Source organism: Caballeronia sp. LZ003 (assembly GCF_031451465.1).
In the GTDB taxonomy this organism is placed as follows: Bacteria; Pseudomonadota; Gammaproteobacteria; order Burkholderiales; family Burkholderiaceae; genus Caballeronia.
Genome location: NZ_JARUXJ010000001.1, coordinates 293,535 through 313,375, shown reverse-complemented (window position 1 = coordinate 313,375; position 19,841 = coordinate 293,535). Strand labels below are relative to the sequence as shown.

General features: G+C 62.1%; 17 protein-coding genes. 3 read left to right on the top strand and 14 right to left on the bottom strand.

All coding sequences use genetic code 11. The features are described 5' to 3' along the window. Positions 1-29 precede the first annotated feature (29 nt). From aspS to QCE79_RS01445, 11 genes are all read right to left on the bottom strand, one after another. Positions 30-1,832, bottom strand: a complete 1,803-nt coding sequence (gene aspS / locus QCE79_RS01495) for an aspartate--tRNA ligase (protein WP_309841313.1) — start codon at positions 1,830-1,832, stop codon at positions 30-32. A gap of 98 nt (positions 1,833-1,930) precedes the next feature. Continuing rightward, positions 1,931-2,593: a DUF502 domain-containing protein gene (locus tag QCE79_RS01490; protein WP_244826964.1), complete on the bottom strand. Its 663-nt coding sequence runs from the start codon at positions 2,591-2,593 to the stop codon at positions 1,931-1,933. 153 nt (positions 2,594-2,746) lie between these two features. Further along, positions 2,747-3,136 (bottom strand): FmdB family zinc ribbon protein, encoded by a 390-nt coding sequence (locus tag QCE79_RS01485; protein ID WP_250491764.1) that lies wholly within the window; start codon positions 3,134-3,136, stop codon positions 2,747-2,749. Between the two features lie 134 nt (positions 3,137-3,270). Further along, entirely contained in the window at positions 3,271-3,879 is a 609-nt protein-coding gene (locus QCE79_RS01480; protein ID WP_309841310.1) for a methyltransferase domain-containing protein, read from the bottom strand. After that, positions 3,876-5,453, bottom strand: coding sequence for a ubiquinone biosynthesis regulatory protein kinase UbiB (ubiB, locus tag QCE79_RS01475; RefSeq protein WP_250462951.1), 1,578 nt, complete (start codon positions 5,451-5,453; stop codon positions 3,876-3,878). Before ubiB ends, QCE79_RS01480 begins: the two co-directional genes overlap by 4 nt. 21 nt (positions 5,454-5,474) lie before the next feature. Further along, a complete protein-coding gene (locus QCE79_RS01470; protein WP_309841308.1) occupies positions 5,475-6,167 on the bottom strand; it encodes an SCP2 sterol-binding domain-containing protein in 693 nt (230 codons plus the stop codon). Between the two features lie 124 nt (positions 6,168-6,291). Beyond that, positions 6,292-7,296, bottom strand: coding sequence for a Tim44 domain-containing protein (locus QCE79_RS01465; protein ID WP_244826959.1), 1,005 nt, complete (start codon positions 7,294-7,296; stop codon positions 6,292-6,294). Positions 7,297-7,321: 25 nt separating this feature from the next. After that, complete coding sequence (ubiE, locus tag QCE79_RS01460; RefSeq protein ID WP_309841305.1) at positions 7,322-8,053, bottom strand: bifunctional demethylmenaquinone methyltransferase/2-methoxy-6-polyprenyl-1,4-benzoquinol methylase UbiE; 732 nt, start codon at positions 8,051-8,053, stop codon at positions 7,322-7,324. 94 nt (positions 8,054-8,147) lie between these two features. Beyond that, positions 8,148-8,558, bottom strand: a complete 411-nt coding sequence (locus QCE79_RS01455) for a DUF971 domain-containing protein (RefSeq protein ID WP_309841304.1) — start codon at positions 8,556-8,558, stop codon at positions 8,148-8,150. A 29-nt stretch (positions 8,559-8,587) separates the two neighbouring features. Next, positions 8,588-9,022: an HIT family protein gene (locus tag QCE79_RS01450; protein WP_244826956.1), complete on the bottom strand. Its 435-nt coding sequence runs from the start codon at positions 9,020-9,022 to the stop codon at positions 8,588-8,590. Positions 9,023-9,058: 36 nt separating this feature from the next. After that, positions 9,059-13,156 carry an FAD/FMN-binding oxidoreductase gene (locus tag QCE79_RS01445; protein ID WP_309841303.1) on the bottom strand — a complete coding sequence of 1,366 codons (4,098 nt, stop codon included), beginning with the start codon at positions 13,154-13,156 and terminating at the stop codon, positions 9,059-9,061. A gap of 449 nt (positions 13,157-13,605) precedes the next feature. Here QCE79_RS01445 and ilvA point away from each other — a divergent pair, with 449 nt between their 5' ends. From ilvA to queF, 3 genes are read left to right on the top strand one after another with little or no spacing between them, the layout of a single operon-like run. Further along, positions 13,606-15,210: a threonine ammonia-lyase, biosynthetic gene (gene ilvA / locus QCE79_RS01440; RefSeq protein WP_284503748.1), complete on the top strand. Its 1,605-nt coding sequence runs from the start codon at positions 13,606-13,608 to the stop codon at positions 15,208-15,210. Positions 15,211-15,221: 11 nt separating this feature from the next. Then, positions 15,222-16,139, top strand: a complete 918-nt coding sequence (locus QCE79_RS01435; RefSeq protein ID WP_250462936.1) for a 5'-nucleotidase — start codon at positions 15,222-15,224, stop codon at positions 16,137-16,139. Beyond that, complete coding sequence (gene queF / locus QCE79_RS01430) at positions 16,136-16,960, top strand: NADPH-dependent 7-cyano-7-deazaguanine reductase QueF (RefSeq protein WP_244826952.1); 825 nt, start codon at positions 16,136-16,138, stop codon at positions 16,958-16,960. Before QCE79_RS01435 ends, queF begins: the two co-directional genes overlap by 4 nt. A gap of 43 nt (positions 16,961-17,003) precedes the next feature. Here queF and QCE79_RS01425 read toward each other — a convergent pair whose 3' ends face one another. The 3 genes from QCE79_RS01425 to QCE79_RS01415 are packed head-to-tail and all read right to left on the bottom strand — an operon-like array spanning position 17,004 to position 19,804. Then, positions 17,004-17,390 (bottom strand): RidA family protein, encoded by a 387-nt coding sequence (locus tag QCE79_RS01425; RefSeq protein WP_244826950.1) that lies wholly within the window; start codon positions 17,388-17,390, stop codon positions 17,004-17,006. A 31-nt stretch (positions 17,391-17,421) separates the two neighbouring features. Further along, positions 17,422-18,915 carry a D-aminoacylase gene (locus QCE79_RS01420; RefSeq protein ID WP_309841298.1) on the bottom strand — a complete coding sequence of 498 codons (1,494 nt, stop codon included), beginning with the start codon at positions 18,913-18,915 and terminating at the stop codon, positions 17,422-17,424. 1 nt (position 18,916) lies between these two features. Next, positions 18,917-19,804 (bottom strand): MurR/RpiR family transcriptional regulator, encoded by an 888-nt coding sequence (locus tag QCE79_RS01415; RefSeq protein ID WP_309841297.1) that lies wholly within the window; start codon positions 19,802-19,804, stop codon positions 18,917-18,919. Positions 19,805-19,841: the final 37 nt, after the last annotated feature.

Sequence of the window (19,841 nt, the reverse complement as noted above, 5' to 3'; positions counted from 1 at the left end):
CTTCTTCATCGTGCTGTAGCGAACGCGGGTTACTGCGCCTTCTGCTCCGGCTGACGCAAGCGAATATGCAACTCGCGCAACTGGCGCTCGTCCACTTCGCTCGGCGCTTGCGTGAGCAAGTCCTGCGCACGCTGCGTCTTCGGGAACGCAATTACGTCGCGGATGGAATCGGCGCCGGACATCAGCGTGACGATACGATCCAGACCGAACGCAATGCCACCATGCGGCGGCGCGCCGTACTGCAACGCGTCGAGCAGGAAGCCGAACTTCAGGCGCGCTTCTTCAGCGCCGATCTTGAGCGCGCGGAACACCTTGCTCTGCACGTCTTCCTGGAAGATCCGCACCGAGCCGCCGCCGATTTCCCAGCCGTTTAGAACCATGTCGTACGCCTTCGCGAGACAGCGGCCCGGATCGGTTTCGAGATATTCGAGATGCTCGTCCTTCGGGCTCGTGAACGGATGATGCGCGGCCACGTAACGGTTCTCGCCTTCGTCGTATTCGAACATCGGGAAGTCGATCACCCACAGCGGCTTCCAGCCCGTTTCCAGCAGACCCGTGGACTTGCCGAATTCCGAATGACCGATCTTCAGGCGCAGCGCGCCGAGGCTGTCGTTCACGACCTTCGCGCGATCCGCCGCGAAGAAAACGATGTCGCCGTCTTGCGCGCCGGTACGCTCGAGAATGGCTGCGAGCGCTGCGTCATGCAGGTTCTTGACGATCGGGCTCTGCAGGCCGTCACGACCACGCGCCTTGTCGTTGACCTTGATCCACGCAAGACCCTTCGCGCCGTAGATACGCACGAATTCCGTGTAGCCGTCGATATCGCCACGCGAAAGTTCGCTGCCCTTCGGCACGCGCAAGGCGGCCACGCGGCCGTCTTTCGAGTTGGCGGGCATGCTGAACACCTTGAAGTCGACGTCCTTCACCGCGTCGGTGAGATCCGCGAATTCCAGCTTTACGCGCAGGTCGGGCTTGTCGGAGCCGAAACGACGCATGGCTTCCGAGTACAGCATGACCGGGAATTTCTCGGGCAGCGCGACGTCCATCGTCTCCTTGAAGACGTGGCGGATCATGTTCTCGAACAGATCGCGAATTTCCTGTTCCGTCAGGAACGAGGTTTCACAGTCGATCTGCGTGAATTCCGGCTGACGGTCGGCGCGCAGGTCTTCGTCGCGGAAACACTTGGTGATCTGGTAGTAACGGTCGAAGTTCGCGACCATCAGCAATTGCTTGAACAATTGCGGCGATTGCGGCAGCGCGAAGAACTGGCCCGCGTTCACACGCGACGGCACCAGGTAATCGCGCGCGCCTTCGGGCGTGCTCTTGGTCAACATCGGCGTTTCGATGTCGATGAAACCTTGCGCGTCGAGATACTTGCGCACTTCGATCGCCACGCGATAACGCAAACGCAGGTTCTTCTGCATCTGCGGACGACGCAGGTCGAGCACGCGATGCGTGAGGCGCGTGGTTTCGGAGAGGTTGTCGTCGTCGAGCTGGAACGGCGGCGTGACCGATGCGTTCAGCACTGTCAGCTCGTGGCACAGCACTTCGATCTTGCCGCTCGTCAGATTGGTGTTGATCGTGCCTTCCGGACGGTTGCGCACCACGCCATGAACGCGCACACAGAACTCGTTGCGCACGCCTTCGGCCACCTTGAACATATCGGCGCGGTCCGGGTCGCAGACGACCTGAACGAGCCCTTCGCGATCGCGCAAGTCGATGAAGATAACGCCGCCGTGATCGCGGCGGCGATGCACCCAGCCACACAGCGAAACGGTTTGGCCCAGCAGGGCCTCGGTCACCAGACCGCAGTATTCAGATCGCATCGACATGATGTTTGTGTCTTTCGTTGTTCGTTGATCAACGGCTCGCGCGCTGTGGTCATGTTCTTGATTGACTGACTGACTCACGTTTGGCGCGCGTGCCGGCATTACATCGGCGGCTCGGTGGGGCGGCGGGCAGGCGCGACCGGGATCGGTGCGCTCGGCGCCGGGGCTACCACGCCCATCGAGACGATGTACTTCAGTGCGGCGTCGACGGTCATATCCAGTTCGACGACTTCGCTTTTCGGCATCATCAGAAAAAAGCCGGAGGTCGGATTCGGCGTGGTCGGCACATAGACGCTCACGTGATCGCCCTCCAGATGATTCAGGACGTCGCCACCCGGAATGCCCGTCAGGAACCCGATGGTGTAGGAGCCCTTGCGCGGATATTCGATGAGCAACGCCTTGCGAAACGCATTGCCGCTCGACGAAAGCAGCGTGTCCGACACTTGCTTCACGCTCGTGTACAGCGGCCCGACCACCGGAATGTGGCGCACGATGGCGTCCCACCACAATACGAGTTTCTGGCCGATGAAGTTCTGCGTCAGCAAGCCGACGATAAAAATGAACGCGATGGTCAGTACCGCGCCCAGTCCAGGCAAATGGAAACCGAAGATGCGCTCGGGCTGCCACGATTCGGGCAACAGGAGCAGCGTCTGATCCATGGTTCCGATGACGAGGCCGAGCACCCACAGCGTGATGGCCAAAGGCACCAGCACGAGCAGGCCAGTCAGAAACACGGATTTCAGCGTAGTCTTTTTTGTCGTCACGTTGTAGTCGCTAAGGTCTTAGCCGAAGGTTGCACCGTTTCAGTTCGAAACGGCTGGCGGATGCCCGAATCGACGAGCGCGACAGCGATATTCGCCCGGAGATGCCGAACGGCATGCATATCGCGCAATGGCCGCGCTCTTGCGTTCAGCCGCTCAGGCCGCGCCCGACGTGGATGTGCCGGAAGAAGGCGTACTGCTTGCGGGCTTCGACGCTTCCGAGGACGACGCCTTCGCGCCGGCGTCATTCGAAGCGTTTGCATTGCCTGAACTGCCAGCTTCCGACGAAGCCGCGGGCGCATCCGAAGAGCCGTTCTCCGATTTGGCGGGCGCCGCCGCGTCCTTGGCCTTGCCGCCGTTATTGCCGCCGCGAAAATCGGTGACATACCAGCCCGAACCCTTCAACTGGAATCCGGCGGCAGTGACCTGTTTCGAAAACGTGGCCTGTCCGCAAGCGGGACATTGCGTGAGCGGTGCGTCGCTCATTTTCTGAAGCACGTCTTTTTCGTGGCCGCAGGAGGCGCAGCGGTACGCGTAAATCGGCATGGTGCTATCCCTACAATGATCTGTCGACGCTTGCAAAGCCTTGAATTATAGCCGCAAACGGATTTTGACCCGCGATTTTCGGGGGCTTCCGGCTACGACTTCCTGCCGCTAAATGGAGGCGTCGATGCCGAATTTCAAGCGCGCCGCCAGGTCATCCAGCGTTCGCGTCCGGCAAATACGGGAATGGAGTCTCGAACTTCCCGCTCGTCGACGAGTTCGAAGTGCGGCGTAAGAAGCGCGTGAAGTTCATCGCGTTCGATGCCGAACGGCGGACCTTTCGGCGTCGCGCCGAGGAAATAGAAGCCCGCGAGCAGCGCGCCGGGTTCGAGCAAATCGGCCATGCGCTGCGCGTAATCGGCCCAGCGGTTTTTCGGCAGCGCGCAAAGAAACGCGCGCTCGTAGATCCACGCGGGCGAAAACGGCGGCTGATACGCGAAGAAATCCGCCTCTTCGACGTTTTTCCCATACGCGCCCAGTTGCGCGCGTGCCGTTGCGACGGCGACCGGCGAGAAGTCGATCGCGCGCACCGTCCAGCTTCGCTCGGCCAGATAAAGCGCTTCATACGCGCTGCCGCAACCGGGAATCAGCACATTGTGCAGAGCGCGCGACGCCACAAACGCCTTGAACGCCTCCTGAACGCCCGCCTGATCCCACGGCATGAAACGCCGGTCGAAGCGTTCGTCCCAGAAATCAGGCGAATTGGGATCGCGATGATCGAAAGTTGGGACGTTGGGATCGCTCATCCGCCGTGCCCCAGCCACAACTGGGCGATAACCACGCCCGCACCCGCCATGGCAACGAGTCCGACCGCGAGCAGCGTAATCAGCAAGCGGTTCGTGCGCTTTTGCTCCGCGAGCAAGAGGCGCATGGTTTCGTCGCTGCTGCCTTTGGGCGCGTCGTGATGCTCGGCCAGAAGGTGATGAATCAGGCGCGGCAACTGCGGAATGGTCTTGCTCCATTGCGGCGCTTCTAACTGCAGACGTTCGTACCAGCCGCGCCAGCCGATCTGTTCGTTCATCCAGCGTTCGAGATACGGCTTCGCGGTCTTCCACAGATCGAGTTCAGGATCGAGCGAACGACCCAGGCCTTCGACGTTCAGCATCGTCTTCTGCAAGAGCACGAGTTGCGGCTGAATCTCGACGTTGAAACGACGCGACGTCGAGAAAAGCCGCATCAACACCTGACCGAGGGAAATATCCTTGAGCGCGCGATCGAAGTACGGCTCGCACACGGCGCGGATCGCGCTTTCCAGTTCCTCGACGCGCGTGCTCGGTGGCACCCAGCCGGATTCCAGATGCAGCGTGGCGACGCGATGATAGTCGCGCTTGAAGAACGCCAGAAAGTTCTGCGCGAGATAGTTCTTGTCGAAGTCCGACAGCGCCCCGACGATGCCGAAGTCCAGCGCGATATAGCGCCCGAAGGTTGCCGGATCAAGACTCACCTGGATATTGCCGGGGTGCATGTCGGCGTGAAAGAAGCCGTCGCGGAACACTTGCGTGAAGAAAATCTCCACGCCTTCGCGCGCCAGCTTCGGAATATCGACGCCCGCCGCGCGCAGCGTTTCAACCTGGCTGATCGGCACGCCGACCATGCGCTCCATCACGAGCACCGTGGGCGCGGACAAATCCCAGTACATTTCCGGCACGAGCAGCAGATCGAGACCCGCGAAATTGCGCCGCAACTGACTGCCGTTGGCGGCTTCGCGCATGAGGTCGAGTTCGTCGTGCAGATACTTGTCGAATTCGGCGACGACTTCGCGCGGCTTCAGCCGCCGTCCGTCCGGCCACAGGCGTTCGGCCCAAGTCGCGGCATCGCGCAGCAAGCCGAGATCCGAATCGATCACCGGCAGCATGCCGGGGCGCAACACCTTCACGGCGACCGACTTGCCCGCGTGCTCGCCGTGCTTGATTTTCGCGAAATGCACTTGCGCGATGGAAGCCGACGCCACCGGCACGCGCTCGAAATCGTCGAACAACACTTCGATAGGCGCACCCAGCGATTTTTCGATGATCTCCATTGCCACCGCCGAATCGAAGGGCGGAACCTGATCCTGCAGCTTGGCGAGTTCATCCGCGATATCGACGGGCAGCAGATCGCGCCGCGTCGACAACACCTGACCGAACTTGACGAAGATCGGGCCGAGACTTTCCAGTGCGAGGCGCAGCCGGATGCCGCGCGCCACTTCGAATTTGCGGCCGAACGTCGTGATGCGCATGAGATAGCGCACGCGACGATCGTTGATGCCGCTCATCACCAGCTCGTCGAGCCCGAAGCGGACAATCGTGAAGAATATTTTGAGGAAACGCAGAAAACGCATATTCGGTTTCGCTTCAGCTCGTTATTCGCGCGAGTCGCGCACGGACTCGCCACCGGGCCGCGCTGAGGCGCCGCGTTCCGGTTGTCGTCTTTCCAGTCTTTCGATGCGCTTTTCGAGGCGCGCCAGGGCGTCGCGCGTCGCGGAAAGCTCGGCGTTGAAACCGTCGAGCGCGCTTTTGCGTACGAGTTGCGGACGTTCATCGAGCAGATATTCGGCGACCGTATCCAGCAGATTGCGGCCGGTGCGTTGCGCCTGCTCCTGAACCGTCCGCGCGATTCGCCCGACGCGATGCGCGGGCGCGTCGCCGATGGCGCGCGCCAGATCCTCTTCCGGGTCCCAGCGCAAGTTTTCGGCGAGTTTGGCGAGCGTCGTGGCGAATTCGGCATCGCCTTCGATTCGAACGTGCTTCATCACGGCCGCCTGGCCGCCTTGCAGGAACGCGGGCAACGCGTCGAGCGGAACCGCGATGGTGACATCGAAACGCCCGGCTTCACCTTCGCTCGTCGCGGCAAAGAGACCGCCCGGTTGCACCACGAGCGCGATGGGAACAGGTCCGCAAGTCAGCTTGACGCACTTGCCGGCGTAAGGCTTGACGCGTTCGAGCGCCCACGGCTCGCGCACGAGCAGATGGTTCACCGCGGCCGAGAAGGCACCGGATGCGGTCTTGAAGGCAGGATTTAATGCAAAACGGGCGGATTCGTCTGCGTTCGTCATCGGCTCTGAGATGAAAAAACCCGCGCCAGCGGTGACCGGCGCGGGTTTCTATTCTACCTTCGCAACCGGCGTGATACCGGCCGCCGCCCCCGGTCTTTCGACCGGGCGCAATTGGATCGACAACTCAACTGACTTGCTGAATACCTGCCAGCAGCCAGCCTTCGTTGCCCGTCTTCTGCTTCGAAAGATTCCACACTTCGACGAACGGTTCGGCCGCTGAACCCTCGGACTCGCGAATGAGGCCGTGGAAACGCACGCTTGCCAGATACTCGTTCGCGCGGTCTTCGACGCCGAGCAGATCGGCATTGAGTTGCACGACGTCTGTACGGTTTGGCGTGCTGCCGCGCGCATCGACGTCGAGTTTCACTTCGGCGAACATTTCGGGCGTCGTGAACTCGCGGATGTCGTTGACATTGCCGCGATCCCACGCGTCCTGCAGGCGCACGAAGTAGACCTTTGCGTTGCGCACGAACGCTTCCGTGTCAAAGCCGGCCGGCACGTTCGGGTTTGTCACCGGCGGCTGGTTCGGCGAATCGATATAAGTCGCGCCGAGGCTCGTGGAACGCGGCGTTTGCGGCGGCTCCTGGTTCAAGTCGGTACGCGCCATTGCGCCGTAAGGCGACGCCGCGCCCGAAGCGCCAGCGTATGCGGGCGTGTTGCCCTGATTCGCTTGACGGCGGCGCATGAAGAAGCGGAACAGCATGACGGCCGCGAGCACGATCAAGCCGATGATGATCATATTGGCCATGGCGCCGGCGAAGGCTTCGCCCAAGCCGAAGTGCGACAACAGCGCCGCGATGCCGAGACCCGCCGCCAAACCTGCGAGCGGTCCGAGCCAGCGGTTGCGTGCCGGTTGCGCGGCCGCCGCCGCGGCGGGCGCGGCCGGTGCGCGCTGAGCTTGCGCGGCCTGGCCTTGCTGCATGGACTGTGACGGCGGCGTCGCCTGATGCTGCTGCGTGGCCGTTGCCGACTGACGGCCCATGCTGCGGCCGCCGCCCATGCGACGGGCATCTGCATCTTCAGTGTAGATTGCGCCAACCGTGATAACGCCAGCGAGCGCCAAGATTCCGGCCTTCCTGAACATGCTGCTCAGGAAACCCCGGGATTGGGGTATGCGCGAATCGGACATTTCGAATCCTATTAAGAGTGGAACACTAAAATTTGGTCCCGACGTGTAACGCTACCACGCCACCTGACAAATTGTAATATTCGACTCGATCCAAGCCAGCTTGTTCCATCATTGTTTTTAAAGTTTCCTGGTCGGGATGCATGCGGATAGATTCCGCAAGGTAGCGATAGCTGTCCGCATCCTTCGCGACTTTCTCTCCAAGCCACGGCAAAATCTTGAAACTGTAGATATCGTACGGCTTCTTCAGCGGCTCCCAAACCTTCGAGAACTCCAGAACGAGCAAACGACCACCGGGCTTCAGCACACGCTGCGTTTCTGCAAGCGCGCGCTCTTTGTGAGTCATGTTGCGTAGGCCGAAGGCGACTGTAACCACATTGAAATAATTGTCCGGGAAAGGAATCTTCTCGGCGTCGCACAGGAGCGCGGGCGTAATCACGCCTTTGTCGACCAACCGGTCGCGCCCGACGCGCAACATCGATTCATTGATGTCCGTGTGCCAGACTTCGCCGCTTTCACCCGCTTGCCTCGCGAAAGCCATCGCCAGATCGCCCGTGCCGCCTGCCAGATCCAGCACCTTGTAGCCCGGCCGCACTCGCGCCTGCCCGATCGTGAAATGCTTCCAGATCCGATGCAGTCCGCCGGACATCAGGTCGTTCATCAAGTCGTAGTTGCCCGCGACGGAGTGGAACACGCCCGCCACTTTCTTCGCCTTGTCCTGCTCGTCGACCGTTTCGTATCCGAAGTGGGTCTTGCTCATCGCGCTGATTCCTCGCCTGTCGTTTGTCGTGTACCCGCGCAAGCATCGCGCCGGGTCCGCGGCGTTATGCCGCGTATTTGGATTGAGTTCGAGTTTAGTGGCAATGCCCGCCGGACGCCTTCGCCGTCATGGGCGCGTCGCGGTCGAGGCCGGCAGCTTCCAGTTTCGCCAGATACTCGCGCCACAAATCGTCCTGCCGCGTCGCCAGGTTGTGAAGAATGTCCCAGGAATAGATGCCGGTATTGTGCCCGTCCGAAAAGTTCAGCTGCAGCGCGTAGTGACCGACCGCATCGACGCCGATCAGCGTGACATCGCGCTTGCCGGTCTGTAGCGTTTCCTGGCCGGGACCGTGGCCCTGAACCTCGGCGGAAGGCGAATAAACGCGCAGCAGTTCGAATGGCACGCGATACGACGTGTCGTCCGCATATTGCAGTTCGAGCACGCGGGATTTCGAATGCACGACGACGCCGGTGGGAATCGGCGTCGTGGAAGTGAGTCCGCTCATGGGGAGCCCTGGCTTTTGATGATGTTGTCTTATGGAGAGCCGAAGACCTGATTCAGCTCATGGCGCACGGCTTCGCGCAGCAAGGTGGCCTGCGCGCGGCGCTTCGAAAGCTGCGCTTCGGAAACGGTGCGCTGACGCGGCGCCCAAATGGGCAGGGGAAAGCGGGAATCGTTGGAAAAGCGCGGAATGACGTGCCAATGCACGTGGGGCACCTGATTGCCGAGACTCGCCAGATTGACCTTCTCCGGCACGAGAATGCGCCGCATGGCGCGCTCGACGCAGTTGACGGCGGTCATCAAGCGCGCGCGGTCGGCGTCTTGCAGATCCGACATCTCGGCGATATGCGCGCTCCAGATCACGCGGCACAAGCCGGGCCAGTCGGCCTCATCGGCGAGGACGACGCGCAATGCGTCGTCCGCCCACAGTACCTCGCCGCCGTCTTCACGGCAAAACACACAGTCCATCTCAAACCTCTAGCGAATCGAAACCCGATTTCGCTATTACACCAGTACGCGCTCGATACCGCCATTGTTCGCGCGCTCGACATACTGTTCCATCCAGTTCTCGCCGAGCACCTTGCGCGCCATTTCCACGACGATGTAATCCGCCTCGGTGTTGGCGTCCTCGTTGTAGCGCGACAAACCCTGCAGGCAGGACGGGCAGCTCGTGAGGATCTTGACGTCGGTGACGGCATTGTCCGGCTGCGGACCATCGCCCGCTTTCAGCACCGAACCCGGCTGCGCGCCCGCCGCACCGGCCGAGGCGTTCGCCATGTTGATGGCGTTCGCGCCCGCCTCCGCGACGAGCGGAATGCCGCGCAACTTCGCCGCGCCCTTGCGCATTTCCTCTTCCTTGCGAAAGCGCACTTGCGTGGAGATGTCCGGCCGCGTCACCGCGAGCGTGCCCGACTCGCCGCAGCAGCGATCATTTTTTTCGATCTTGTAGCCGTCCTGCTGCGAACCCATCAGCTCGTTGACGAGTTTGACCGGGTCCATCGTCTTGATCGGCGAATGACACGGGTCGTGATACATGTAGCGCGTGCCCTTCACGCCGTCGAGCTTGATGTTCTTTTCGAGCAGGAACTCGTGGATGTCGATGATCCTGCATCCCGGGAAGATCTTCTCGAATTCATAGCCCGCGAGCTGGTCGTAACAGGTGCCGCACGACACGACCACGGTCTTGATATCCAGATAATTCAGCGTATTGGCCACGCGATGGAACAACACGCGGTTGTCCGTGACGATCTTCTCGGCCTTGTCGAACTGTCCCGCGCCGCGCTGCGGATAGCCGCAGCACAGATAGCCCGGCGGCAGCACGGTCTGCACGCCCGCTTCCCACAACATGGCTTGCGTGGCGAGCCCGACCTGCGAGAACAGACGCTCGGAACCGCAACCGGGGAAATAGAACACGGCTTCCGAATCCACCGTGGTTTTCTGCGGATTGCGGATGATCGGAACGATCTTGTTGTCCTCGATATCCAGCAGCGCGCGCGCCGTCTTTTTAGGCAGATTGCCCGGCATCTTCTTGTTCATGAAGTGGATCACTTGCGTGACCACCGGCGGCTTGCCGACCGTCGCGGGCGGTTTGGCCGTCTGCTTCTTCGCGAACTTCTTGAGGATGTCGTTGCCCAGACGCTGCGCCTTGTAGCCCACGCCCATCATTGCGGTGCGCGCGACGTTGATCGTCTGCGGATTCGTCGCGTTGAGGAAGAACATGCCCGCCGCGTTGCCCGCGTTGAACTTCTTTTTGCCCATCTTGCGCAGCAGATTGCGCATGTTCATGGTGACATCGCCGAAATCGATCTTCACCGGGCACGGCGTCACGCACTTATGGCAGACCGTGCAGTGATCGGCGACATCGTTGAATTCGTCCCAATGCTTGATCGACACGCCGCGGCGCGTCTGCTCTTCGTACAGGAACGCCTCGATGAGCAGCGAAGTCGCGAGAATCTTGTTGCGCGGGCTGTAGAGCAGGTTCGCGCGCGGCACGTGCGTCGCGCACACGGGCTTGCACTTGCCGCAGCGCAGGCAGTCCTTGATCGATTCGGAAATCGCGCCGATATCCGACTGCTGCATGATGAGCGACTCATAGCCCATCAGGCCGAAGCTCGGCGTGTACGCGTTGCGCAAGTCCGCGCCTTCGAGCAATTTGCCCGCGTTGAAGCGCCCCTGCGGATCGACGCGCTTCTTGTAATCGCGGAAATCGCGGATTTCGTCATCGGTCAGGTACTCCAGCTTCGTGATGCCGATGCCGTGCTCGCCCGAGATCACGCCGTCCAGCGAACGCGCGAGCTTCATGATGCGCGCCACCGCGTGATGCGCGTCCTGCAGCATCGCGTAGTTGTCGGAGTTGACCGGAATGTTCGTGTGCACGTTGCCGTCGCCCGCGTGCATGTGCAGCGCGACGAACACGCGGCCGCGCAGCACTTGCTTGTGGATGGCCTGCGCTTCGTCGAGGATCGGCTTGAATTCGCCGCCGTTGAAGATTTGGCGCAATTCGCCGCGAATCTCCGTCTTCCATGAGATGCGCACGGTGCGGTCTTGCGCGACGTGGAACACGCTCGCATCCGGCTGGGTATCGACGCGATCCGCGAACTTCTCGGCGAGCCCTTCGTAGCCGAGATTCACGAGATAGTGCTGCGCCTCGCGCAAGGACATGTCGAGCTTGTCGCCGACGAAAGTCCAGCGCTCACGCACGCGCTTCATCAAATCGAGCGCCTGTTGCACGCGATCTTCGAGCAATTCGGCGGACGGAATCTCGTTCGCGTCGTCGCTCTTTCCGAGCGGCAGCTTGCCGGTCTTGAAGAACGCCTCGAGCGCGTCGACCAGTTGCAGCTTGTTCTTGATCGACAGCTCGATATTGATGCGCTCGATGCCGTCCGTGTACTCGCCCATGCGATTGAGCGGGATCACCACGTCTTCGTTGATCTTAAACGCGTTGGTGTGCTTCGCGATGGCGGCCGTGCGCGAACGGTCGAGCCAGAAGCGCTTGCGCGCCTCGGCGTTCACCGCGACGAAGCCTTCGCCGCTCTTGCCATTCGCCATCCGGACGACTTCGGAGGCGGCTTGCGCGACGGCATCGGCGTCGTTGCCGACGATATCGCCGATCAGCACCATCTTCGGAAACGCGTTGCGCTTGCTCTTGGTCGCATAGCCGACCGCGCGCAGATAGCGCTCGTCCAGATGTTCGAGTCCCGCGAGAATCGCGCCGCCCTGCTTCGACGTCTCGAACAGATAATCCTTGATCTCGACGATGCTCGGAATGGCGTCGCGCGCCTGGCCGAAAAATTCGAGACAGACGGTGCGCGTGTGCGCGGGCATCTTGTGCAGAATCCAGCGCGCCGACGTGATGAGCCCGTCGCAACCTTCCTTCTGCACGCCCGGCAAGCCCGCGAGGAACTTGTCGGTGACGTCCTTGCCGAGCCCTTCCTTGCGGAACGTGCGGCCGGCGATATCGAGCGCCTCGGTTTTCAGGAGCTTTTCGCCGGGCGCGCGTGTGCCGTCGAACCAGTCGAGCCGGAAGCGCGCCACCGGAATGTCGTGGATCTTGCCGCAGTTATGTTCGAGGCGCGTGACTTCGAGCCAGTTGCCTTCCGGGTCCACCATGCGCCACCAGGCGAGATTGTCGAGCGCCGTGCCCCACAGCACTGCCTTCTTGCCGCCCGCGTTCATCGCGACATTGCCGCCGACGCACGATGCATCGAGCGATGTCGGATCGACGGCGAACACGAAGCCCGCCTGCTCCGCCGCTTCCGTGACGCGTCGCGTGACCACGCCCGCGCCGGAGAAAATGGTCGCGACCTTGTGATCGACGCCCGGAAGATCGGTCATCTCCACCGGCCCGAGTTGTTCGAGCTTTTCCGTGTTGATCACCGCGGAAAACGGCGTGAGCGGAATCGCGCCGCCGGTATAGCCCGTGCCGCCTCCACGCGGAATCACGGTGAGGCCGAGCTCGAAACACGCCTTGATGAGACCCGCGATCTCCGCCTCGGTGTCCGGCGTGAGCACGACGAACGGATATTCGACACGCCAGTCGGTGGCGTCGGTGACGTGCGAAACGCGCGACAGACCGTCGAACTTGATGTTGTCCTTCTGCGTCTGTTTGCCCAGCACGCGCGACGCGCGGCGGCGTAACTCGGCCATGCGGCCGAATTCGGCGGAGAAGTCGTCCACGGAGCGGCGCGCGGCCGCGACCAGCAGTTGCACGCGTGCGGCGCGTTCCTGGCCTGCGTCGTCGCCGTGTTGCGAAAGATCGGCGTTACGGCGCTTTTCGATTTCAGCCAGCCGATGGTTCAGCGCTTCGACGAGCAAGACTCGACGCTTCGGGTTGTCGAGCAAATCGTCCTGCAGATACGGATTGCGGCGTACGACCCAGATGTCGCCGAGCACTTCGTACAGCATGCGCGCCGAGCGGCCGGTGCGTCTTTCGCCGCGCAGTTCGTCGAGTGCGGCCCAGGCTTCGTCGCCGAGCAGCCGCATGACGATCTCGCGATCGGAAAACGACGTGTAGTTATAGGGAATTTCGCGCAGACGGGGCTCGACGTCGAGCGGCAAGGCGGCATGGGCGCCGTTCGGATCGAAGGCTTGAGGTGCGTTCATGTTCGACGGTTCGGTGAGCCGGCGAGCGCGTCAGGAAGCGCAAAGTCACCGGCGATGCGCGTGGGGGCGCAGATTTTTGGATGAGACTGTTCTGTAGGAAGGCCGCCGCATCGCGCAAATCCGGCAATGACACGGATGTAATGACGAGCCAGATGCGACACGGCGCCTTCAATGAGTCCGGATCAACGCCACGATCGCGCATGGCGCGCATGCCGCTCCGCCGCAGCGTGAAGCACGCGGGGGACATACGCCAGTAAATCGATCCGAAGCTGCCAGTGCATCTGCCGATCCTGATTTGTAAAACGAAATTCTAACCCATCGCGAAAAAGGCCGTTCGTGACGGCTAGCAGGCAGAAGGGGCATTTGCGTGCCCGTTCACGACATGTTTCGGGCATTTTCCGCGCTTTTACTCCCGGCCGGTCGGTCGGCGATAAGGCGTCGTAGCCGGAATGCTGCTTCTTCCGCGCTATCATTCATGCTTTCGCCCTCAAAAAGCAGCGCGCAGCCGGCCTGCGCGACGATTTCGACGCATGACACATCCAGACTACCTGAAGAAAGTGCTGACCGCGCGAGTCTATGACGTCGCGCGCGAGAGCGAGCTCGAACCCGCGCGCAGTTTGTCCGCGCGCCTGCATAACGCCGTCTACCTCAAGCGCGAGGACAACCAGCCGGTGTTCTCCTTCAAGATTCGGGGCGCCTACAACAAGATGGCCAACCTGCCCGCCGACGTTCTGGCGCGCGGGGTCATTACGGCGTCGGCGGGCAATCATGCGCAGGGCGTGGCTTTGTCGGCGGCGCGGCTCGGCTGTCGCGCGGTGATCGCCGTGCCCACGACCACCCCGCAAGTGAAAATCGACGCGATCCGCGCGCATGGCGGCTCGACTGTCGAAGTGGTGCTGGCGGGCGAATCGTATAGCGACGCCTACGCGCGCGCCGTGCAGCTCCAGGAAGAGCGCGGCCTCACCTTCGTCCATCCGTTCGACGATCCCGACGTGATCGCCGGACAAGGCACCGTCGCCATGGAAATCCTGCGCCAGCATCAAGGTCCGATTCACGCGATCTTCGTGCCGATAGGCGGCGGCGGCTTGGCGGCGGGCGTGTCGGCGTACGTCAAGGCGATCAGGCCGGAGATCAAGGTCATCGGCGTGCAGACCGAGGATTCCTGCGCGATGGCGCAATCCATCGAGGCGGGCGAGCGCGTTACCTTGAGCGAAGTCGGCCTGTTTTCGGACGGCACGGCGGTGAAGCTCGTCGGCGAGGAAACCTTCCGCCTGTGCAGCGAGTTGCTCGATGAAGTCATCACCGTCGATACCGACGCGCTTTGCGCCGCCATCAAGGACGTCTTCCAGGACACGCGCAGCGTGCTCGAACCGGCGGGCTCGCTCGCGGTGGCGGGCGCGAAGGTCTATGCGGAACGCGAAGGTATCGAAGGAAAGACGTTGATCGCGGTGACTTCCGGCGCGAACATGAATTTCGACCGCATGCGCTTCGTGGCGGAACGCGCGGAAGTGGGCGAGGCGCGCGAGGCCGTGTTCGCGGTGACGATTCCCGAGGAACGCGGCAGCTTCAAACGCTTTTGCGAACTCGTCGGCGATCGCAGCGTGACCGAGTTCAACTACCGTATCGCGGATGCGGCGGCCGCGCATATCTTCGTCGGCGTGCAGATCAAGTCGCGCAACGAGACGGTGCAGATGCGCTCGGCGTTCATCGAGCACGGGTTCGCGACGGTCGATCTGTCGCACGACGAACTCTCGAAGCAGCACATTCGCTACATGGTCGGCGGCCATTCGCCGCTCGCGCATGACGAACGCCTGCTGCGTTTCGAATTTCCCGAGCGGCCGGGCGCGCTCATGCGCTTCCTTTCGTCGATGGCGCCGGACTGGAACATCAGCCTGTTCCACTATCGGAATCAAGGCGCGGACTACAGCTCGATTCTCGTTGGCATTCAGGTGCCGCGGGCGGATAACGCCGAGTTCGAGCGCTTTCTCGCGACGCTCGGTTATCCGTGGTGGGACGAGCAGCAGAACCCCGTCTACAAGCTGTTCCTGGCGTAAGTCGAGACTTCATGTCCAAGTTCACGCTCGAAGACAAACTCGTCGTCGCGATTTCGTCGCGCGCGCTCTTCGACTTCGAGGAAGAAAACAGCGTGTTCGAGGCGGGCGATCTCGCGCGTTACGAAGCGCTGCAACGCTCGCGGCTGGACAATCCCGCGAAACCGGGCGTGGCATTCGGACTCATCCGCAAACTGCTCGCGCTCAATGCGGGCGAGCAGCGCGTGGAAGTAGTGATCCTTTCGCGCAGCGATCCTATCAGCGGCCTGCGCGCGTTCCATTCGTGCCGTGAGCATGGACTGGCGATCGAACGCGGCGTATTTACGCGCGGCCGTTCGCCCTTCAGCTACTTGAAACCGCTGCGTGCGTCGCTATTTCTATCGGCGAATCCCGACGATGTACGCGACGCGCTCGCCGCCGGTTTTCCCGCCGCGCGCGTGCTGCCGGAAACGCCGCGCGCAGCGAGCCGTTACGCGGATGAAATTCGCATTGCGTTCGATGGCGACGCCGTTCTCTTCTCCGATGAAGCCGAGCGCGTGTTTCAGGCCGACGGTTTGCTCGCCTTCGTCGGCCATGAAACGAACAAGAAAGATCTGCCGCTGCCGGGCGGACCGTTGAAGCCGCTGCTCGAAGCGCTGAACAAACTGCAACGCATTGCCGCCGCGAATGAAGGCGAGCAGGCGGCCATGCATATCCGCACCGCGCTCGTCACCGCGCGTTCCGCTCCCGCGCACGAGCGCGCGATCCGGACGTTGATGGCGTGGGACATCGAAATCGACGAAGCGATGTTCCTGGGCGGTCTGGACAAGGGCGAATTCCTGCGTGAATTCGAGCCCGACTTTTTCTTCGACGATCAAATTCGCCATTGTGAATCGGCCCGCGGCGTGAGTCCGACCGGGCATGTTCTCAGCGGCATAGCGAACGCAACATGACACCCGAACAATCTCCGCTCGGCAAGCCTGTCCACTACACCGAACAGTACGATGCGTCGCTGCTGTTTCCGATAGAGCGCAAGAGCGCGCGCGATGCCATCGGCGTCGGCGCGCGGCTGCCGTTCTTCGGCACCGACATCTGGAACGCTTACGAGCTTTCGTGGCTGAACGCGCGCGGCAAGCCGCAGATCGCGGTGGCGACGTTCTTCGTGCCGGCAGATTCGCCGAATATCGTCGAATCGAAGTCGTTCAAGCTTTACCTTGGCTCGTTCGCGCAGACGAAGTTCGATTCCATCGACGACGTGCGCGCGGCCATCAAGCGCGACGTATCGGCGATCTGCGGAGCGACCGTATCGGTGCAACTTGCCGCGCCGGCAGATTTCGGCAAGCTCGCGATGGAAGAGTTCGATGGCTTGTCGCTCGACAGGCTCGATCTGGATACGGACATCTATATGCCCGATCCTTCACTGTTGAGCGCGACGCATGGCGAAGCACCGGTCGACGAGACGTTGTATTCGAATCTGCTGAAGTCGAATTGCCCGGTGACGGGACAGCCGGATTGGGGCAGCGTGCAGATTCGCTACTACGGCGGGCAGATCGATCACGCGGGTTTGCTGCGCTATCTGATTTCGTTTCGTGGACATACCGGCTTTCACGAGCAATGCGTCGAGCGCATTTTCATGGACGTGATGCGGGAATGTCAGCCGGAAAGGCTCGCGGTGTACGCGCGTTACACGCGGCGCGGCGGGCTGGATATCAATCCGTTCCGGACGAATTTCAATTTGCCGATGCCGGATAATGCGCGGTTGGCGCGGCAGTGAAGCTCGTCAATGCGGCTCCGACTTCCCGGAGCCGCATTGACGTTCAAGCCGACGCCTTCTTATAAGCCACGCAATCCACCTCGACCTTGCAATCGATCACCATCGACGACACCACGCAAGCTCTCGCCGGCGGATTCGCGCCGAAGTACTCCTTGAAGATCTTGTTGAAAGAAGCGAAGTCGCGCGGATCGTCCAGCCAGACGCCGCAGCGCACGACATGCTCCGTGCCGTATCCCGCTTCCGTCAGAATGGCGATCACGTTTTGAATTGCCTTATGCGTCTGCTCGACGATTCCGCCGTTGATCACTTCGCCGTTCTCCATCGGCGTCTGGCCCGACACGAAGAGCCAGCCATCGGCCTCCACCGCGCGTGCAAAAGGCATATGCGCGCCGCCTTGTCCCTTGCCGCCTTCAACGCCATATCGCTTCATCGTTCAACTCCTTGATTCAATCGTAAAGAATTCAAAACGCGCCCTGCGCATCCAGCTTGGATGCCGCGCCGCGCGCCACGAAACGTCCCGCGCGCGCGCCGGTCACGGCGGCATCGCGATACGTCAAAACCCCGTTCACCCACACCGCGTCGATGCCGTCCGCCGCCTGCTGCGGCTTCGCGAAGGTCGCGGCATCGCGCACACGCTCGGGATCGAACACGACCAGATCGGCGTGATAACCCACTTTCACTTCGCCACGCTCGGGCAGGCTGAAACGCCGCGCCGTCAGGCTCGTCATCTTGCGCACCGCTTCTTCGAGCGGCATCAGCGCCGTATCGCGCGCGTAGTGGCCAAGCACGCGCGGAAACGCGCCCCACAAGCGCGGATGCGGCAGCGGATCGTTCGGCAAGCCATCAGAGCCAACCATCGTCGCGGGATGCGCGAGAATGCGCCGCACATCGTCTTCCGACATGTTGTGATACACCGCGCCCGCCGGCTGCAAGCGTTTCGCCGCATCCTGCTGGCTCACGTTCCACTCGGCCGCCACCTCGCGAATCAGCTTGCCCGCCATCTCCGGATGCGGCTCCGACCACGTGATGGTGATGTCGATATCCCCCGTCACCTGCTTCAGATCCAGCGTCGACGAACTGCGGTTATACGGATAACAATCGCAACCGAGCGGCTGACCTTCGCGCACCGTTTCGAGCGACTTCAGCACTTCCACGCTGCGTCCCCAGTTCGACGGTCCCGCGCACTTCAAATGCGAAATCACCACCGGCACACGCGCATGGCGACCGACGCGATACGCCTCTTCCATTGCATCGAGAATTGCATCGAACTCGGTGCGCATGTGCGTCGTGTATAGCGCGCCTGCCTTGGCAAGCGGCTCGGCAAGCGCCTCCACTTCCTCTGGCGGCGCGTTGAACGCCGAACCATAAGCCAGCCCGCTCGATAACCCCAGCGCGCCGTTATCCAGCGCTTCTTCGAGTTGCGCTCGCATGCCTTCCACTTCAGCGCCGTTCGCCGCGCGATCCAGCCGGTCCATGTGATTGTTGCGCAGCGCCGTATGGCCGATCAGCGCGCCGACATTCACGGCGGGACGCGCTTCGTTGACGGCATCGACATAAGCGGCGAAGGTCGGATATTTGAACGCGTCGGCGTCGCCGAGCAGATTCATCGGATCGGGCGGGTTGCCCTTCAACGTCACCGGCGACGCGCTGATCCCGCAATTGCCGACGATCACCGTGGTCACGCCTTGCGTGATCTTCGGCATCATCTGCGGCGAGCGGATCACGTGCGTGTCGTCGTGCGTATGGACGTCGATGAAACCGGGCGCCAGCACCTTGCCCTGCGCGTCGAACACTTCATCGGCGTTCCAGTCGGCGAGGGCGCCGGGCGCCACGATGGCGACGATGCGGCCATCGCGCACCGCGACATCGCGCTCGACGGCGGGCGCACCCGTGCCGTCGATCACACGCGCACCGATGATCAACGTATCGGCCTTCTGCTTCGAGGGCGATTCCATGTCAGTCTCCCAAAGGTTGCCGCTCGCCGCCGCCACGATGCGCATCGAGCGCGTGCTTCATGCGGCGCAGCAGTTCACGGCTATGATCGGCCTGCTTCACCGCGAGTTCGGTGACCAGCAGATCGAGCGCCATCATCATTGCGTAACGCGACGACGAAGGCTTGTAGATGAAATCCGTTTCTATCGCGATGACCGGAATGAGCCAGTCCGCGAGCTGCGCCAGCGGCGACGCCGGCGCGGTCAACGCGATCACGCACGCGCCGTATTCACGCGCGATCCGGCAGCTTTCTAGCATCTCCGGCGTCTGCCCCGTCACGGACAGCGCGACAACGACGTGTTCGCTCGATAACGTCGATGCCACCATGCGCTGCAGCAGTCCGTCCTGATACGACGCCACCGGCCGCCCGAGCCGCACGAGACGAAAGCGCATCTCGTCGGCGAGCGCGGTCGAGCCGCCGCCCATGCCGAACACGTAGATCATCGACGCAGCCGCGAGTGCATCGGCGGCTTGCGCGATGGGCGCGGCACGCAGCGCACCCTGATTCTGTGCGAGCGTGGCCTGCACTTCCTCGAAGATGCGCGCGGCGAGTGTTTCAGGCACGGCGTCCGGTTCGGGCTTTAGAAAGCGTTGCCCGACGCCCGCCGCCTGCGCGAGCCGCAGCTTGAGTTCGCGCACGTCCTGACAGCCGACCGCTTTCGCAAAGCGCGTGACCGTGGCGATACTTACTTCCGCCTTGTCCGCAAGCGCGCCGATGCTTGCCCGCGACGCGCCCGTGAGATCGTCGAGGATCAGCGCGGCGACCTTGCGCTCGGCGCTGCGCAATTCGGGCGCGCGTTGCGCGATGCGCGCGACGATATCGAAGGTGAGCGAATCGGCATGGCCGTTCATGGTGCTGACAGGGTTAACCCACAGTGTATGTTACTAA

Excerpts from the sequence above, each read along its gene's own strand:
- aspS (WP_309841313.1), bottom strand. The coding sequence starts at position 1,832 with ATGTCGATGCGATCTGAATACTGCGGTCTGGTGACCGAGGCCCTGCTG.
- QCE79_RS01485 (WP_250491764.1), bottom strand. The coding sequence starts at position 3,136 with ATGCCGATTTACGCGTACCGCTGCGCCTCCTGCGGCCACGAAAAAGAC.
- QCE79_RS01480 (WP_309841310.1), bottom strand. The coding sequence starts at position 3,879 with ATGAGCGATCCCAACGTCCCAACTTTCGATCATCGCGATCCCAATTCG.
- ubiB (WP_250462951.1), bottom strand. The coding sequence starts at position 5,453 with ATGCGTTTTCTGCGTTTCCTCAAAATATTCTTCACGATTGTCCGCTTC.
- QCE79_RS01470 (WP_309841308.1), bottom strand. The coding sequence starts at position 6,167 with ATGACGAACGCAGACGAATCCGCCCGTTTTGCATTAAATCCTGCCTTC.
- QCE79_RS01465 (WP_244826959.1), bottom strand. The coding sequence starts at position 7,296 with ATGTCCGATTCGCGCATACCCCAATCCCGGGGTTTCCTGAGCAGCATG.
- ubiE (WP_309841305.1), bottom strand. The coding sequence starts at position 8,053 with ATGAGCAAGACCCACTTCGGATACGAAACGGTCGACGAGCAGGACAAG.
- QCE79_RS01455 (WP_309841304.1), bottom strand. The coding sequence starts at position 8,558 with ATGAGCGGACTCACTTCCACGACGCCGATTCCCACCGGCGTCGTCGTG.
- QCE79_RS01450 (WP_244826956.1), bottom strand. The coding sequence starts at position 9,022 with ATGGACTGTGTGTTTTGCCGTGAAGACGGCGGCGAGGTACTGTGGGCG.
- QCE79_RS01445 (WP_309841303.1), bottom strand. The coding sequence starts at position 13,156 with ATGAACGCACCTCAAGCCTTCGATCCGAACGGCGCCCATGCCGCCTTG.
- ilvA (WP_284503748.1), top strand. The coding sequence starts at position 13,606 with ATGCTGCTTCTTCCGCGCTATCATTCATGCTTTCGCCCTCAAAAAGCA.
- QCE79_RS01435 (WP_250462936.1), top strand. The coding sequence starts at position 15,222 with ATGTCCAAGTTCACGCTCGAAGACAAACTCGTCGTCGCGATTTCGTCG.
- queF (WP_244826952.1), top strand. The coding sequence starts at position 16,136 with ATGACACCCGAACAATCTCCGCTCGGCAAGCCTGTCCACTACACCGAA.
- QCE79_RS01425 (WP_244826950.1), bottom strand. The coding sequence starts at position 17,390 with ATGAAGCGATATGGCGTTGAAGGCGGCAAGGGACAAGGCGGCGCGCAT.
- QCE79_RS01420 (WP_309841298.1), bottom strand. The coding sequence starts at position 18,915 with ATGGAATCGCCCTCGAAGCAGAAGGCCGATACGTTGATCATCGGTGCG.
- QCE79_RS01415 (WP_309841297.1), bottom strand. The coding sequence starts at position 19,804 with ATGAACGGCCATGCCGATTCGCTCACCTTCGATATCGTCGCGCGCATC.